At 51.6% G+C, this 16,604-nt stretch carries 11 protein-coding genes and 1 other annotated feature; of the genes, 1 reads left to right on the forward strand and 10 read right to left on the reverse strand.

All coding sequences use genetic code 11. The features are described 5' to 3' along the window. Nucleotides 1-571: 571 nt before the first annotated feature. The 7 genes from holA to ACFVVF_RS07545 form a co-directional block, all read right to left on the reverse strand. A complete protein-coding gene (gene holA / locus ACFVVF_RS07515; RefSeq protein WP_387806814.1) occupies nt 572-1,741 on the reverse strand; it encodes a DNA polymerase III subunit delta in 1,170 nt (389 codons plus the stop codon). Nucleotides 1,742-1,832: 91 nt separating this feature from the next. After that, a complete protein-coding gene (locus tag ACFVVF_RS07520) occupies nt 1,833-2,810 on the reverse strand; it encodes an anti-sigma factor (protein WP_387806816.1) in 978 nt (325 codons plus the stop codon). Continuing rightward, nucleotides 2,807-3,355 carry an RNA polymerase sigma factor gene (locus ACFVVF_RS07525; protein ID WP_042162806.1) on the reverse strand — a complete coding sequence of 183 codons (549 nt, stop codon included), beginning with the start codon at nt 3,353-3,355 and terminating at the stop codon, nt 2,807-2,809. Before ACFVVF_RS07525 ends, ACFVVF_RS07520 begins: the two co-directional genes overlap by 4 nt. A gap of 1,175 nt (nt 3,356-4,530) precedes the next feature. Further along, the gene (locus tag ACFVVF_RS07530) at nt 4,531-7,134 is read right to left on the reverse strand and encodes a DNA internalization-related competence protein ComEC/Rec2 (protein ID WP_387806818.1); all 2,604 of its coding nucleotides are present in this window, start codon (nt 7,132-7,134) and stop codon (nt 4,531-4,533) included. Nucleotides 7,135-7,852: 718 nt separating this feature from the next. Continuing rightward, nucleotides 7,853-8,386 (reverse strand): deoxycytidylate deaminase, encoded by a 534-nt coding sequence (locus tag ACFVVF_RS07535; protein WP_387806820.1) that lies wholly within the window; start codon nt 8,384-8,386, stop codon nt 7,853-7,855. Nucleotides 8,387-8,839: 453 nt separating this feature from the next. Beyond that, nucleotides 8,840-10,141 carry a homocysteine synthase gene (locus ACFVVF_RS07540; protein WP_387806822.1) on the reverse strand — a complete coding sequence of 434 codons (1,302 nt, stop codon included), beginning with the start codon at nt 10,139-10,141 and terminating at the stop codon, nt 8,840-8,842. 137 nt (nt 10,142-10,278) lie between these two features. Next, nucleotides 10,279-11,058 (reverse strand): ComEA family DNA-binding protein, encoded by a 780-nt coding sequence (locus ACFVVF_RS07545; RefSeq protein ID WP_387806823.1) that lies wholly within the window; start codon nt 11,056-11,058, stop codon nt 10,279-10,281. A 172-nt stretch (nt 11,059-11,230) separates the two neighbouring features. Here ACFVVF_RS07545 and comER point away from each other — a divergent pair, with 172 nt between their 5' ends. Beyond that, nucleotides 11,231-12,070, forward strand: coding sequence for a late competence protein ComER (gene comER, locus ACFVVF_RS07550; RefSeq protein WP_387806825.1), 840 nt, complete (start codon nt 11,231-11,233; stop codon nt 12,068-12,070). 45 nt (nt 12,071-12,115) lie between these two features. On the opposite strand, the gene leuS is transcribed toward comER, so the two are convergent. The 3 genes from leuS to ACFVVF_RS07565 all read right to left on the reverse strand — a co-directional run bounded on the left by leuS (nt 12,116) and on the right by ACFVVF_RS07565 (nt 16,452). After that, on the reverse strand, nt 12,116-14,560 hold the full coding sequence (gene leuS / locus ACFVVF_RS07555; RefSeq protein WP_387806826.1) for a leucine--tRNA ligase: 2,445 nt from the start codon (nt 14,558-14,560) through the stop codon (nt 12,116-12,118). Between the two features lie 63 nt (nt 14,561-14,623). Continuing rightward, nucleotides 14,624-14,839, reverse strand: a binding site (T-box leader). An 84-nt stretch (nt 14,840-14,923) separates the two neighbouring features. Continuing rightward, nucleotides 14,924-15,898: a DUF4871 domain-containing protein gene (locus ACFVVF_RS07560; RefSeq protein WP_387806828.1), complete on the reverse strand. Its 975-nt coding sequence runs from the start codon at nt 15,896-15,898 to the stop codon at nt 14,924-14,926. After that, nucleotides 15,895-16,452 (reverse strand): RNA polymerase sigma factor, encoded by a 558-nt coding sequence (locus ACFVVF_RS07565; RefSeq protein WP_387806830.1) that lies wholly within the window; start codon nt 16,450-16,452, stop codon nt 15,895-15,897. Before ACFVVF_RS07565 ends, ACFVVF_RS07560 begins: the two co-directional genes overlap by 4 nt. Nucleotides 16,453-16,604: the final 152 nt, after the last annotated feature.

A 16,604-nucleotide genomic window follows, 5' to 3' on the forward strand; every position in this document is an offset into this window, starting at 1 on the left:
TGTGACGGACCACCGTTATGTAATGTCAACCCTCGCGCTGGGAGCCATTATCGTTTGCTTTATTGCAAAGCTAGCTAAGGCTAACAGGGATAACAGGGATAACAAAACAAAGGTTTGACTGCCGACGTGCGACCAAGCTTCGTGTCGTGATGGCACCTCTCTTCGGGAGGCACAAGGTGTGGAAAAATCAAAATGTAAATCTGCAGTTTGTCGGCTCATATTTCGACGATTTTCCGCATCAAAATGCAAAAGTGCAGTTTGATTGGCTCAAAAACCTGTTAAAACATGAAATCGAGTCATTTCATTGAGCGCTGTTTTAGGCCTTTTTAGGCTGATCAGCATGCACTTTTGCATTTTGATAGCGGGAGAGACCGGTAGTGTGGCTAGATTTCACATCTGAATGTCTGCTGCGCGCTAATCGAGGTCAGTGATACCCTGTTTGTCCCCCGCTTCATGCCGTTTTAAGCCATGGCACTTGTAATGCTCATTTGCCCGACATTCGTTAAAACAAGATAAATTCGTAATGTGCCGGTTTCTCCGCAATCTAAACAAGCCTAGCTGCAGCTGTCTGCTAAGCCCCTTGCTTCGTCCCAAGCGCCAGTAAGTAGAGTTCAAGACCCAATACTTTGTCTACAGCACCGGTTTTCATTCGAAAATCGAGATCGGCTATGGATGCCAGCAGGACGCCAAGGCGCGACACCGCAAACTTGCGGCTTTTCTCGGCTGCCAGCTTCACCGCATATGGATGGAGCCCCAACTGTCCCGCCATCTGCTGCGGCGTATAGCGATGCTGCTCCAGCTCTTTAATCTGCAGCATAATGCGGAGCTGCCTGGCGATAAGGGCTGCGATCTTAATCGGCTCCTCACGCCGCAACAACAATGAACGATACAAACGCAGCGCTTTGTCCACCTGCAGCTCCGCAATGGAATCTACAAGCGCAAAAACATCCTCATCAACGGTAGAAGCGGTTAACAGTTCAACTTGTTCAACACCGATAACGCCGCCTTCCCCGGCATGCAGGCAGAGCTTGTCCATTTCAATCGCCAGCTGCTGCATATGTGCGCCAACCCGGGCAAGCAATAGGTCAGCCGCATCTGGAGTCATACTGCGATGCTGCTCTTCCGCCCGCTTCACGACCCAGCGTTTCAGCTCTGAGGCATCCAGCTCCTGGAATGGCAGCAGCGCATTGCGGTCCTTCAGCATTTTCACGAGCTTGCGGCGCTCGTCCAGCTTTTCAGCATTCACGATAAACAGCATAACCGTCGTTTCCGAAGGAATATCGAGATATTGCTGCAGCCGTTCCGTCTTATGCTCCAGTTTGCCGCCCTCTTTGCCGCCAGCAGCAAATACGGCCGCGTCCTTAACGATAACGAGCTTGCGCTCAACGAAAAATGGAAGCGTCTCTGCCTCAAGAGCCGCTTCATCAATCAGCGTCTCCGACGTATCGAATTTAACGATGCCAAACTCCCGCTCATCCGGCGTGAACATCGCTTCCGCCAGCGTATCGGCGAACTGCTGTATCCGGTACCGGTCACTGCCGTAGAGCACGTAGGCCGGACGAAACTTGCCGTTTTTTATTTCCTTCAACGCTTCTTTTGCATCCATTTCGCCGCTTACTCCCTTCAATTGCAATTGAACGGCAACAAAGGGATGCGCCTGTTCGGCCTCATCCCTTTGTCCCTGAACATCTATATAAACACCGGCAGGCAGGTCCATGGTACCGTCCCTGCGGATGGTCATACGACGATCAAGGTTCGCCGCAGACTTCTTTGTTCTACACTATACGCGCCTGAACCGAAAAGTGTGCGAATAACCTGCCGTTTTCTTCAAATCAATGATCCGCTTTCGTTTCCTTCAACTGTGCTACGTCCACGACATAGCGTTCCATGCCGCCTTGATCCAGCTGAATTTCGTAAGTCAATTGATTATTGTCTTCCGACCAGGTCATCTTCGATATTTGTCCGTTTTTGCGCGGCGTTTCAAATACAACTTCGTCCGCCTTCGAAATACGAACCACAAAGCCTGATGACTGTGCGACATAGACACCGTCTGCCGAAGCTGCTGTAAGCAGTGCAGAGTTGTCGGGTGCAAGTCCCTCTGGCTTTTGTCCCTGCTCGCTACCAGCTGCGTCTCCGGTTCCTCCGCCATTAGAAGAAGAATTGCCGCCGCTTTTGTCGATCACGCCACCTGTAAAAATCTTCTGAGTATCATCTTTCTGTGGATACTCTGGAATCGGATTCTCTTTGCTAGCCGGCGCATTAGCAGCTTCATGATTGAAGGATTCTACGTTCACTTCGCCAGCCGCCTGCTCATCGAACGCATACTTCTTCACTTCTCGCGAAAGTGATTTGTTTGAATCAGCAGTAGCTGAATCCGCTACAGTATTGCTGAGGCTCATATTATCGCTCGAACTGTTGTCAAATAGTCCTGCATTATAAGAGACGATAAACATACCTGCCACTACACTTGCTGCGATTGCACCGCTCCACATCCGCCATCCCGGTTTTCTTCGCCTTGGCGCCGAATTTCTGCCGCCCGGCTTCACTTCAGAAGTCTCCATGGATGCCGCTTCCGAAATGCGGTGAGATTCAAGCTGTTCCAACTGCGGCATAATCGCATCGACCAAACTATAGCTAGGCATTACTCTAGGTAAATTTTCAAGCTCGGACGACAGCTTCTTAAGCCGTTCAAACATCGCAGCGCAGTCCGGACATTGCCTGGTATGCTTGAGTAAAAGCTGATGCTCTTGTTCGTCAAGATCACCGTCAAGCTGCCTATGCATTAATTCAATCACCTCTTGGCAATTCATCCCCGGACACCACCTTTCTGATAATCTTGAAGTAACGTTTGAAGCTGTTGCCTAGCTCTGAATAAGTAGGATTTGACCGTATTCAACGGCAGATCAAGGGAATCTGCAATCTCGTTATAAGAGAAGTCCTGCAAATAGCGAAGGACGACGACAGCACGATGATGTTCAGGCAGCTTGTCAATGGCAGTTCGAATATCTTGAATTGCATATGCGGACATAACCTCGTTCTCCACATTTTGCTTTTCTCGAAAAACCATATCATGCTCCTCGATGGATACGGTTGGCTTGCTTCTTCTAAACTTGTCGATACAAATATTCGTTACTATTCGTTGTATCCATGTTTTGAACTGAGCCTTTTCCTCATATGAGCCGATTTTCGTATAAATTCGAATCAGCGCTTCCTGCGCTGCATCCATCGCATCCTGCTCATTATTTAATATATAGTAGGCTGTCCGATAAACATGGGTTTCAATCTCTCGCAAAAGAGTAATTAAAGCGTCGCGATCACCCGACTGAGCGGCTCTAATGAGATCCGGCTCCACCACGAGGGCTCCTCCTCTCTTGCAACCTCTTTGACGAGCAGGCTGCAATGAATGTTGCACTAATGAATGAATTATTACTTTATTTTATTTAGTCCTATGTTATGGATTGCATATTCAAACGAGAAATCTAGTTCAATAGGCTCGTTTTGTGCTGTACTAAATAGAAAACTCCACAGTAAAGGATATCAAAAAAAAACAACTCCGTATAGAGGGAGTTGCTAGTGGAAAAGGCGTAATGAAGCTATAAATTGTCTTCTGGAGCTTATTATGGAAGCGAAGGCGGACATATTGTGCACTCGTGATAGGTGTGTTGTAGATAGTATATCGTGCATGGTATGCAAGATACGGCAGTCATTTTTAGTAAACGTCACCAGACATGTTTGTACATATATGATCATGAATTTGCGTTGAACGTGCTGTACTGAGCATCTCATGACTTTTGCCAAGGTGAATGATATTGCCATCCAGATGCGTCAGATCTGTATTGGCGAGCATTTAGAGCGATCATTGGGGCATATCGAATGATTCATGGCGTGTAAAATGTCGTTTTCCGTGCAGCATGTGCTCTCCCGGCGAGCAATACTATCGCGGCACATGGTGCTCAGTCGCATGTCGGCGGTGGTCAAATCTCTTATATCAGGCTTATTTTAATGCTGATGTCCATTCAATGGACTTTTTTGGATTGGAGTGATGTTGCTGATGGGTGAGATTATTATGGAGCGAACCCAGTTCGCTATTTAAGGAAGCCGAATTCGTTAGTGCCCAGAATATTACCAACGATCCCCAAGAGAACGAATTAATTTTCGCTATTCGCGAATCGAAGTTCATGAATAGCGAAATTTGATTCGTTACAGAGAAATTGAGGGGTGCAAGCACTCTCGATAACGAATTTTCATTCGTTGTATAGCGAATCAGCTTCGCTATCGGTTGTTCAAGGATGTTCCGATCGCCGTTAAGGTTTAAACCATTGATTCAAGTGCTATGCTGGTTTGACAGCCGACGCGTGACAGAAAACCGCGCCTGGAGGCGCGCGGTGCAGCCCCTTGGTTGCTCACAGACTAATAACACGATTTTATCGTCAAAAAACGGCAATCCACGCTAATAAAGCAGCTTGTTACAATAAGCTGATCACACGAGACATACTCAATAAATCCTCAAATGCCAAAATCCGGGCTCGGCTAGTTGCTATTTTTAATTGTGCTGACGAACAGTCCCTTCTTATTGGCTTTATAACTAACTTCTCCATAGACATCGGTTCGCAAAAAATCGCTGCCTGCGGATTTTAGCCTGCCGATAACATCGGGATGAGGATGACCGTAAGTATTGGTTGCGCCAACAGAGGCCACTGCATGATACGGATGCCAAAATCGGAGCCATTCATCTGAAGTTGAATATCGGCTGCCATGATGGGCAACCTTCAGCACATCAACGCTGCTGCAGCAATTACCCGATATTGGCGGCGCATCGCGCCATAGACGATTAATGGCGCTTTCAGTCGGAGAATCAATATCGCCCGTCAATAGGAAGCTACTGTTATACATGCTCAAATGCAGGACAACGCTTCGCGGATTTTGATCCTTCTCGATTGGAATATCTGCTTGCTCGTTTGGAGAGACGGCTTCAGGCCACAAAACTGTTAATGCCGTATCATCTCCAAGCTTCCATTGCTGGCCGGCCTCTGCACGGTATAACGGAATTTTTTGCTTTACCGCAAGCTTCAGCAGGCTTTGTGCATCCTCAACCTTCTTCATGCTTCCGTTCCACAATATTCCTTTTACCGGAATCGTCTCGATCACCGCCGTCAAACCCCGAATATGATCGCTGTCCAAATGAGAAATGACGAGCAGATCGAGCTTATGTACACCGCGTTTCATCAGCAAAGGAACGAGCACCTTTTTTCCAACCTCAAACGGGTCACTTCTGTCCCGCCACTCCTCGCCCGGCTTGCGGAAGCTCAACGTGCCTCCCCCGTCAATCAGCATTCTTTTCCCTTCTGGCGTCCGAACATAAATGGCATCTCCCTGGCCAACGTCAAGTATGTGCACTGTGCCGTCCCGGTTCAGCATATCAGGGTAATAAGCGTAAAAAAGAAGGACTGCTGCTCCTAATCCGACCAGCCATAAAGCTCGGCTTCGCCATTTCGTGCCTGGATGTGCGGTAAGCGCCTCTTGCTCTTCAGCCGGGAGAGAAAGATCTGTTGTTTCTTCCGGCTGCTCCATTTGAGCTTGTAAGCTGGTCTTAGTTGACGGGAGAAGCCTGACAGCAGCTATAAACAGTACATACCAGGCTGCAATCCACCAAATTGGCGGAGTCGCCCATATCGAGCGTAAAAAGTCGACTTGAGCCATTTGATCGACAAGCCAGAAGGTAACATTATTTCCATAGATGCTTGCTATCGCCAGCAGCTTGCCGCCCAGATACCAGAATGAGCCAATGAATAATGCTATCGCGCCAATCGGCATAACGATGGAACTAATAAACGGGACGAGCAGTAAATTTGCGGGCAGCGAGAGCACATGAAACTGGTTAAAATAATAGATGGAAACCGGAAACGAAGCTGCTTGGGCGACAACGGTTACGGCTGTCAAATCAAGCAGCCATCTTCCCCTTTTCCAATCGGGCATCGTTTTTCGCAGTCGCGGTACGCCGATAATCAGCCCTGCCGTTACAATAAAGCTTAACTGGAAGCTGACATCTCCGATATAGTAGGGCTCCCATGCCAGCATCAGAACCGCTGCTGCCGCAAGTAGATGCAGACCGTCCTTCAGCTTGTCCATACGCGCGGCCAGCAATCCGAGCACTGCCATCAGACCGGCCCTTATGACGGAAGGAGATGCCCCGGCAAGCATCACATAGACCGGTACGGCGAACATAAGCGTCACAAGCATACGCTCCCGAGTCATTCTCATAAAGCGCAGGACAGCTCCAAGCACGTACATAAACACAGCGACATGAAGACCAGAGATAGCCAGTATATGCGTTAAGCCGAGGCGTGAAAATTGCTGGAACTGCTGGGGATCAAGGTCCTCGCGAATGCCGAGGACCAGGCCTTGCATGTATCCGGACTGATCGGACGGATACATGCTGCCAAGGCGTGCGCCCAGCCATCCGCGCGCTTGGTCTACGCGGCCGAGCAGCGCGGCCGCGGACCACCCGGGGCCCGGCGACACTTCGACGGCGCCGATGCCCTTTGCTTTGAGCAGCCAGTGTATCTTCTGGCTGCTCAGATAGCGGCGGTAATCAAAGCCGCCGCTGTTGGATGAGCTTGCCGGCAGCGTAAGCTCGCCGGCTATGCGCACGCGGTCGCCGCGTTGCCACTCGGCGGCGACCGCCTGGTGCGGCTGCTGCTCCAGCCGCACATGCACAAGCAGGCGCTCGCGCAGCTGCCGCGGCGCCGCTTCGCCTCCAACGCTGACGGTCTCCGCCGTCACGCGAAACATCGCACGGTCGCCGTCGATTTCGACCGGCGACCCTATGACGCCAAGCACTTCCACTTGGTAGGAAGTGCTTGGCGTTGCCGCCTCTGCGGCGGAGAGCAGCTCTGGCAGCGCCGTCACGTTGCGGGCATCCGCCCACAACCGTTCCCCTGCGGCGACCGAGCAGCCTAGCAGGCATACGACGGCTAGACGCGGCGTCGCCTGCCTGCAAAGCACAAGCGCCAGCGCTGTTACAACTAGCGCTGCAACTGCAAGCCCCATCGCGGCTGCTGACATTGCCGCCGCAGCCGCGCTGCCAAACACCCAGCAGACGGCGAACCATACAATCGGTCTTCGGTTCAACATCCCATTCACTCCTTCTTGCTCTTGCTCTTGCTCTTGCTCTTGCTCTTGCTCTTGCTCTTGCTCTGCTCCGGCCCTACCCTGATTCTGCTCCGGCCCTTGCCCCTACCCCTACCCCATCTCACTTAAGCAATCCCATTCTCTCTCACCACTACCCTTAATCCACCAACGTCACAGTCTCTCTTTCTTATATCCGGCTCCACTAGCTTACGTATCCCAAAACAAAATGTAAAAGTACATTTTGAAAAGCTTTAAATAGCCGTTTTACCGCTTCAAAATGCAAAAACACAGTTTGTTGAGCACAAAAACAGCCAAAAGTGGACTTTTTCTAGAAACAAAATGTATTTTTACATTTTGACGGTGCTTTTCTGCAATTTTCGTCTAATCAAAATGTACTTTTACATTTTGATTCTCTCTTGAAGCCGCTCACCGCCTATAATGTAACTGCTTACCTCGAATTTCGGCTTACTTCGCCTCCAAATGGTGGACAACAGAAGGCCGGGCGGACAATCAAGCCAACTTATTCGTTCACTCCAAACGCACAGAGGGCAACGAACCTGCCTCCAGCCAATCCAAGCCTGGCTGCCCCCCTACCTACAGACATCTCAAATCTTCTCTACCCCTCAGCACGAAAAAAAGAACCCCCGAACGGCCAAAGCTTTCGCTTGGACGGTTCAGAGGTTCTTCCTCTGTTAACTGTTAGGTTCCGGAATCGATCCGGCTACGATATGACGCTCATTGCCGCTTGAGGCGGCGGTTCGTAATCCGTAACGGAGCGGAAAACAATACCCTTCTGCTCCATTAGAAGCGATACTTTATCGCTATCCTTCGGATACGGCCGATGGTACACAATTTCTTGGACGCCGCTGTTGGCCAGCATGTTCGCGCAGGTCCAGCAAGGCTGGTCCGTCACATACACTGATGAGCCTTCCCGATTTACCGGATCCGTGAACAATAGCAGATTTTGCTCGGCATGAATCGTACGGATGCAGCGCTGCTTCTTGATCATCTTCTCCTGACCATTCTCGATAGTCATTTCCAGCTCCTCTGCAATCATGCAGCCCGCTTCCGAGCAGTCAGGCACGCCCATTGGCGCGCCATTATATGCGGTGCCAAGAAGCTTCTTGCCTTGTACCAGCAAAGCGCCGACATGACGGCGTGAGCAGCGAGAGCGGGTCGAGACCATATAAGCGATATCCATAAAATAGGTGTCCCAATCTTTGCGTTCCGCTTCCTGCGAACGACCCGTTGCCATTTGAATCGACTTCCTTTCCATGTTGCGCTAGATCTCCAGTAGGGGCAGCAGGCGGCTGTAAGTGTTTGGCTTTGGGCTTTGGGCTTTGGGCTTTGGGCTTTGGGCTTTGGGCTTTGGGCTTTGGGCTTTGGGCTTTGGCTTTGGGCTTTGGCTTTTGGCTTTTGGCTTTCAGCTCTCGCTCTTAGCACTTAGCTCTCGCTCTTGGCACTTAGCTCTCGCTCTTCGCCTTTGCACTTCATCTAAGCGATTGCTTCCGGCCTACTCTTAGCTTAAGATTATCTGCTGGTGCCCTTGCATAAGCTATTGCTTCCAGCCCCAGCCATCAGCTCTTTACCTCAGCTCATAACTGCCAGCCAGCCAATTAGCCTTCAGCCTCTTTCAGCCCTGCTGCCCGCCGGAAATCTATTCTAGATGACACTGCTTGCGCTTAGTTATTACTATTATAATAGCTGATTAGCCTTCTTGGCTAATGCGAAGCGCTTGCTCCAGATCGGCCAAAATGTCGCCGATGCCTTCTGTGCCGATCGAAAGGCGGATCAGACCTGGCGTTACGCCAGCCGAAATCTGCTCGTCAGCGGAAAGCTGCTGATGCGTCGTGCTCGCAGGGTGGATGATCAGCGACTTGGAGTCGCCCACATTCGCGAGGTGCGAGAACAGCTTCACGGAATTGATTACTTTTTTGCCGGCTTCAACCCCGCCTTTAATGCCAAAGGTCAGAATCGCGCCTTGGCCGTTCGGCAAGTATTTGAGCGCTAGCTCGTGGGAAGGATGGCTTTCCAGACCCGGATAGCTAACCCACTCTACCGCTTCATTCGTTTCCAGGTATTTCGCAACTGCCAGCGCATTGGAGCTGTGGCGTTCCATACGCAGGTGCAACGTCTCCAAGCCTTGCAGCAGCAGGAAGGAATTGAATGGCGACAGCGCAGCGCCCATATCGCGAAGCAGCTGTACTCTTGCTTTGATGATGTAAGCGATTGGACCTACTGCATCAGTGTACACAACGCCGTGGTAGCTTGGGTCCGGCTCAGTCAAGCCAGGGAATTTACCGCTTGCTTTCCAGTCGAACTTGCCGCCGTCAACGATAACGCCGCCGATGGACGTACCGTGTCCGCCGATGAACTTCGTCGCCGAATGAACGACGATGTCCGCGCCTTGCTCGATTGGACGCTGCAAATACGGGCTGGAGAACGTGCTGTCGACGATGAGCGGAATGCCGTTCTCATGCGCAATGGCAGCAACTGCCTCTACATCAAGAATATCGCCGCGCGGGTTGCCGATCGTCTCAGCGTAAAGCGCTTTCGTCTTGTCCGTAATCGCTGCACGGAAGTTCTCCGGATCAGACGGATCTACAAAAGTTACTTTAATGCCCAGCTTGGCAAGCGTAGTGGAGAACAGGTTGTACGTTCCGCCGTAAAGGCTGGCTGCCGATACGATTTCGTCGCCTGCACCGGCGATATTTAAAATCGAGTACGTGATCGCTGCTTGGCCCGAACCTACAGCCAGAGCGGCCGGAGCTCCTTCCAGCAATGCGACGCGCTTCTCGAATACATCCGTTGTCGGGTTCATAATACGGGTATAAATGTTGCCGAACTCTTGCAGCGAGAACAAATTCGCCGCATGATCGGTATCCCGAAAACCGTAAGAAGTCGTTTGGTAGATTGGCACCGCACGAGAAAAAGTAGTCGGGTCGATTTCCTGGCCTCCGTGAACGGAAAGCGTTTCGAGTGAGAGCTTGCGTTGTTCTTGTTCTGACATCACTGACAACTCCTCAAACATAATTTGTGCTGATCCTGACAGACATTTCAGCTGTCTACGCTTGACGCTATGCGCCTTGCCCGGAACGCGGTTGGACTGGGATACATTTCCTCCAGCCTTCTCCTATTCTCTCATATTTATGGACGGGCTACAATGCTATCTTTCAATCCTGCAAGCAGCTTTGGACCTATTCCTTTTACCCGGAGCAGATCATCTGCCGAGGAGAAAAATCCCCGCTGTTCCCGTTCATTCACAATCGCCTGCGCCTTGGCCGGACCAATCCCTTTCAGCCCCTTCAATTGCTCGACCGTCGCCCGATTGATATCCAGCTTCCCGCGATCCGCGTCGGCAATTTCGGCAGTGCCGGAATTATTGCCCGCTTGCCCATTCGCTGCCTTCTGCTCTCCGTTCACACCGCCGGCTGCAGCTTGTCCAGCCGGTTCTTTCCCTCCAGAGCCCTTCGTATCGGGCTGCCCGAAGGAAACGCCTTCAGCCTTTCCATCGCCATGCGGAGCTTTCTGCACATTCTGATCATCCTCATCCGCCCCGGCATGTACTTTCCCGGCATTTGAGCTGTCTTCGCCGCCACTAGCTTGCGCTTTCCCAGCATTTAAAACCTCGTCGTCTTCTCCAGCTTGCCCTCTCCCTGTATTTTGGGTCTCCGCGCCGTCCCCAGCCTGCCCCCTCACCGTATTCTGGTTATCCGCACTCTCTCCAGCCTGCACTCCCCCGCTCTTCAGCGCCTTTGCATCAGGCTCCAGCTCCAGCAGCGCTTGCTCAACCGGCCGGTTCAGCGGCTCCCAGCCTCTGGCCTTCTCCTCCTTGGGCAGTGCAAAAGCAACCGTAAACATAACTGCGGCCAATACGAACAAAGCAGCCAAAATGTACATCTTAGTCCGCTCTGTCCTCCTGTTCATTGATGCCTTCATTTTCATCTCCGTCATCCACCTTTCATAAAAAAGTAAAAAAATGGTCGAAATCATGACATATCGGGCAAGTCTTGATGAATAGAGTAAAAGAGCGAACACGATGCTGGCGAATGACACGCATCCGCTTCAGCTAAATCATTCAACTACGGGAGGGCTGGACATGAAGGTCGGATTCATCGGAACGGGCACGATGGGAAGCCTGCTTATCGAAGCATTCGTCACGTCTGGAGCGCTCGAGCCGAGCCAAATCGCCGTCAGCAATCGCACCTACACGAAAGCGCTGGCTTTGGCCGGCCGTTTTATCGGAATAAGCGCCGTACCTACGAATGCGGCTTGCGCTGCGAACAGCGATATTATTTTTCTGTGCGTCAAACCGCTCGAATTCAAAAAAGTTGTCGACGAGCTGCTGCCGGTTATTCGTCCTGAGCAATTGATCGTCTCCATCACGAGCCCTGTATTAATCGCTCATCTGGAAGAATTGCTGCCTTGCAAAATAGCAAAAGTAATCCCCAGCGTAACGAATTCCGTACTTAGCGGAGCTACGCTTTGCGTATATGGCAGCAGACTGTCTGCCGAAGACGAAGCCAAGCTGGAAGTATTGCTTAATCGCATCAGCAAACCGCTTCAAATCGAAGAGCCTTATACCCGAATCGTCTCCGACCTGTCCAGCTGCGGACCTGCCTTTGTAAGCTGTCTGATGGAGCAATTTGTAGACGCCGCTGTAGAAGAGACCGGCATATCGCGGGAGGAAGCAGGCAAGGTTGTCGCCTCCATGCTGCTCGGCACAGGTCTGCTGCTGACGGAAGGCGGCTTGTCGCTGGCTGACGTCCAAGCCAAGGTAGCCGTGCCTGGCGGCATTACCGCTCAAGCGCTTCAATTGCTCCGCAGAGAAACCGACGGCGTATTCAACCGGCTTGTCCGCACAACGCATGCGAAATATAATGAGGATGTCGCCAAAGTTTCCATCGCCTTCTACGGCGAAGAGGTGAACGGTCAGTAGCTTCTAAAGCTGCTCGACCGTCCACCTCTTCATTTTTTTGCCGTATTAATTGGCGACGATGTTGACGAGCTTGCCTTTGACCGCAATGACTTTGCGGATCGTTTTGCCCTCTATCAGTTCGCGCACCTTGTCGTTTTCTTTGGCCAAACGCTCCATATCCGCTTCATTCGTGTCAGCGGCGATCGCCAGGCGTTCAACGATTTTTCCGTTCACTTGCACGACGATTTCGACCTCTTGGTCAACCGTCCATTTTTCTTCGTATTGCGGCCATGCTTCATACGTTACCGATCCGGTACCGCCGAGCTTTTCCCACAACTCTTCGGCAATATGCGGTGCAAGCGGCGACAGCATTTGTACAAAGTCGATCATCGCCTGCTTCGGCAGCGCTTCGGATTTATACGCTTCGTTGACAAAAATCATCAATTGGCTGATCGCCGTATTGAATCTCAAGTTTTCGAAGTCGTCGGTAACTTTCTTAATTGTGCGGTGCCATGCCCGTTTGAAAGCTTCGCTTGGCTCTCCGGCATCGACCTTCGCATTCAGGCTGCCGTCCTCTTCATTAATGAAGAGACGCCATACACGGCTGAGGAAGCGGTAGCTGCCTTCCACCCCGTTCGTGTTCCAAGGCTTCGTCGCCTCCAGCGGCCCCATGAACATTTCATACATCCGCAGCGTGTCTGCGCCGAATTCGTTGACGATATCGTCCGGATTAATGACGTTGCCGCGGGATTTGGACATTTTCTCATTGTTCGTGCCCAGAATCATCCCTTGGTTGACAAGCTTGTGGAACGGCTCTTTCGTGTTGACTACGCCGATATCATAGAGCACTTTGTGCCAGAAGCGCGCATACAGCAAGTGAAGCACCGCATGCTCGGCTCCGCCAATGTACAAGTCGACTGGCAGCCATTCCTTCTGTTTCTCAGGCGAGCAGATTTCCTTGTCGTTGTGCGGATCGATAAAGCGCAGGTAGTACCAGCAGCTTCCCGCCCATTGCGGCATCGTGTTCGTCTCGCGGCGCGCTTTCATGCCCGTCTCCGGATCGATCGTATTAACCCACTCCGTTACATTCGCAAGCGGCGATTCGCCTGTGCCTGACGGCTTAATCGCATCGACATCCGGCAGTACCAGCGGCAGCTGATCTTCCGGCACCGTCTTCATCGTTCCGTCTTCCAGATGAAGAACCGGAATCGGCTCACCCCAGTAACGCTGACGGCTGAACAGCCAATCGCGCAGTCTGTAGGTCACTTTGCCCTGTCCTTTGCCGGAAGCCTGCAGATGCTCAATCATTGCTGCAATTGCAGCCTCGTTATTCAATCCGTTAAGGAAATCGGAATTGACGTGAGGACCGTCTCCTGCATAAGCCTCTTGCGTTACATCGCCGCCCTGTACAACTTCGATAATCGGCAGATCAAACTGCTTCGCGAACTCCCAGTCGCGAACGTCATGGCCAGGAACCGCCATAATAGCGCCTGTGCCGTAACCGGCCAGTACATAGTCAGCGATCCATATTGGCGTTTTTACGCCATTAGCCGGGTTGATTGCATAAGCACCGGTAAATACGCCGGTTTTATGCTTCGCCAGGTCCGTGCGCTCCAGATCGCTTTTATGCGATGCCGTCTTTTGGTAGTCGACAACGGTTTGACGCTGTGCTTCCGTCGTAATTTGCTCAACCAGCTCGTGCTCCGGAGCCAGTACGCAGTAAGTAGCGCCAAACAGCGTGTCCGGACGGGTTGTAAATACGACGAGCGAAGCTTCATGACCGTCAATCGCAAAGGTGACTTCTGCGCCAGTCGATTTGCCAATCCAGTTGCGCTGCATATCCTTGATGCTCTCCGACCAGTCGAGCTCTTCCAGATCGTCAAGCAGCCGGTCCGCATATTCTGTAATTTTGAGCATCCATTGGCGCATCGGCTTACGGACTACCGGGTGACCGCCGCGTTCGCTAAGGCCGTCGATGACTTCCTCATTCGCCAGAACCGTACCAAGCGCTTCGCACCAGTTGACCGGAACTTCGGCTACATAAGCAAGACCTTTCTTATATAACTGGATGAAAATCCATTGCGTCCATTTGTAATAATCGGGATCGGTCGTGCTGAATTCACGGTCCCAGTCATAGGAGAAGCCCAATGCTTTAATCTGACGGCGGAAATTGTTGATGTTCTCTACCGTGAAATCACGCGGGTGATTTCCCGTCTGCATCGCGTATTGCTCCGCTGGCAATCCGAATGCGTCCCAGCCCATCGGATGCAATACGTTGTAACCGCGCATCCGCTTATAGCGGGATACGATATCGGTAGCTGTATAACCTTCCGGATGGCCTACATGCAAGCCTGCTCCGGAAGGATAAGGGAACATATCCAGTGCATAGAACTTCGGTTTTCCCGGGTCCTCTGTCGTTGCGAACGTTTTGTTGTCGTCCCAGAACTTTTGCCACTTCGGCTCAACCGTAAGCGGATTATAGCTGTGAAATTGCTGCTTTTCCTGACTCATTGTCACACATTCCTCTCATATCTGCTGGTCAAATAAAAAAACTCCCGCCCCTAGCGTATTATCGCTAGGGACGAGAGATTGCTCCCGTGGTACCACCCTAGTTAACGGCCGGCATGCTTTGCCTTCCGCTCACTCAATGCCTTTAACGCAGGCCGAGACGGCGCGCTGTTCACGCGCGGCTCCAAGGCGAGTTCATATCGCTGCAGGTCCGGCTTGCACCATCCGCCGGCTCTCTTAGCCTTGCAACACGACATTACTGTTCCTCTTCAACGCCAATTATATTTTTCAAAAAAATTAGCTTAGCTTTCTTATATATTAAAGAAGCGGCGCGCTCATGTCAAGATATCGGACAAGCAATCAGCGTTATTCCTCCGGCTCCTCAGCCGTCACTGTAATACTGCCCAGCAGTTTGCCGTCGACATACGCCATAATGCGCCATCTGCCGGCCTCTGGAAGCATGAGCGATGACGGGAAATACCGGTCCGCGTAATCGGCTACGGAGGATCCCGTACTAGGGATAGAGAACAGCTCAATCAACCCGGTTCCCCCTTCTTTTGCCGCTACCGCCTTGAACTCGCCCTGCAGCTCGCTTTCCTCGCCCCATAGCCACCACATATATTTATTCGCTTGCCCGGCGACAAATGGATAATCCGTCACACCCAGCCGTCCAGGTATGCCTCGTACCGAATAAGAGCCCGAGACGAAGGTCTGACTTTCCTCCCATGCAGGCTCTGTCGCTTTAAGCACGGCATCACCGTAAAATACGCTGTCCAGCTCCACCGTAAACCGCCAATACCCCGATAAAGGAACCCCCGCTCCGGCAATCGCGTACCGGGAAAGCGTGTCGTAGCCGCTGCTTGGCTCCGTTATTTTATCGCCTGCAACGATTGTCTCCTCTATGCCAGACTCGGCATGTATGGCTTTTATCGAGATCGTCTTGCCCTCGTAGACCTTAAACGGCTCTTTGAACGAAATGATAAGCCCTTGCGGAGTGCCTGCTTCGAAATCGCCGCCAGGCAGCATCTCCAGCAGCTCCCTGCCCTCGCGAGCATAGGTTGTACGTTGTTCAAGCTGTACCGGATCCGACGTCGCAATTAGCAAATGCCCAATCTGATTAGGCAGTGCAAGCCACACCGCATAAACGATCAGCGCAGCTGCCGCCGCAATTCCTCCAACACGCCAGCGTAACCGGTTTGCCTTCTTTTTGCGAACGGTCCCTTTCGCCGTTTCGCTCCGAATTTTTTCTTTCAAATTTTCGGTAAAAGGCTCCTGCAGGAACGGCGACTCCTTCATTCGCCTGCTCCATTCAGGTATGCCGGGCTGATTGTCGTCCTTCATATTCGATCAACTCCTTTGGTCGCCTTCAATAAGCGGGCTAGCTTTCCTTTAGCACGATGGCTTCTCGATTTGACCGTCCCCTCCGATAAGTGAAGAAGGGATGCCATTTCCCGGATGGACATGCCATAGTGGTAATCCAGAATGAGCACCTCGCGAAACTTTAGCGGAAGCTCCATAACGGAATCCCACAGCTCTCGAACATCCTCCCGGAGCAGCAGCTCGTTCTCCGCAGACGGCGATGTGGAGCCGAAGTCCATTACGTCCATTAGCGTCACCTTTCGGACAAAGGCCGTTTTCAAATAGGAATAGCTTTTATTTCTTGTCATCGTAAGCAGCCACCCGCGCACCGAGCTTTCGCCGCGAAAAGCATATATCTGCTCATAAACGGCAAGAAACACCTCCTGCACAACATCATCCGCCGCATCTGCCCGCTTCGTCAGAAAATAAGCGAAGCGCCACAAATCGCCGCCGTATTGCCCCATGAGCTCCTCCAGTACGGCGCCGCGGTCATAGCCGGCCGCCAAATGCTGCAAATAATGCGTCTCCAGCCTCAACACCTCCCATTATTAAGTCTGGTTAAGAGCAATAAAAGTTCCCGTTGAACCATAATTATTTTCACCGTGCCTTGTGTCCATCTAATAAATGCAATATAGACAAAGGAAGGTTATACTATTGAAATGAAGGCTTGTTGACTTATATACAAAAA

The sequence above is a fragment of the Paenibacillus sp. NPDC058174 genome (assembly GCF_042883865.1).
Taxonomy (GTDB): domain Bacteria; phylum Bacillota; class Bacilli; order Paenibacillales; family Paenibacillaceae; genus Pristimantibacillus.

Coding starts and splice junctions, on each gene's coding strand:
- holA (WP_387806814.1), bottom strand. CDS start 1,741: ATGACCATCCGCAGGGACGGTACCATGGACCTGCCTGCCGGTGTTTAT.
- ACFVVF_RS07520 (WP_387806816.1), bottom strand. CDS start 2,810: ATGAATTGCCAAGAGGTGATTGAATTAATGCATAGGCAGCTTGACGGT.
- ACFVVF_RS07530 (WP_387806818.1), bottom strand. CDS start 7,134: ATGTTGAACCGAAGACCGATTGTATGGTTCGCCGTCTGCTGGGTGTTT.
- ACFVVF_RS07535 (WP_387806820.1), bottom strand. CDS start 8,386: ATGGCAACGGGTCGTTCGCAGGAAGCGGAACGCAAAGATTGGGACACC.
- ACFVVF_RS07540 (WP_387806822.1), bottom strand. CDS start 10,141: ATGTCAGAACAAGAACAACGCAAGCTCTCACTCGAAACGCTTTCCGTT.
- ACFVVF_RS07545 (WP_387806823.1), bottom strand. CDS start 11,058: ATGAACAGGAGGACAGAGCGGACTAAGATGTACATTTTGGCTGCTTTG.
- comER (WP_387806825.1), top strand. CDS start 11,231: ATGAAGGTCGGATTCATCGGAACGGGCACGATGGGAAGCCTGCTTATC.
- leuS (WP_387806826.1), bottom strand. CDS start 14,560: ATGAGTCAGGAAAAGCAGCAATTTCACAGCTATAATCCGCTTACGGTT.
- ACFVVF_RS07560 (WP_387806828.1), bottom strand. CDS start 15,898: ATGAAGGACGACAATCAGCCCGGCATACCTGAATGGAGCAGGCGAATG.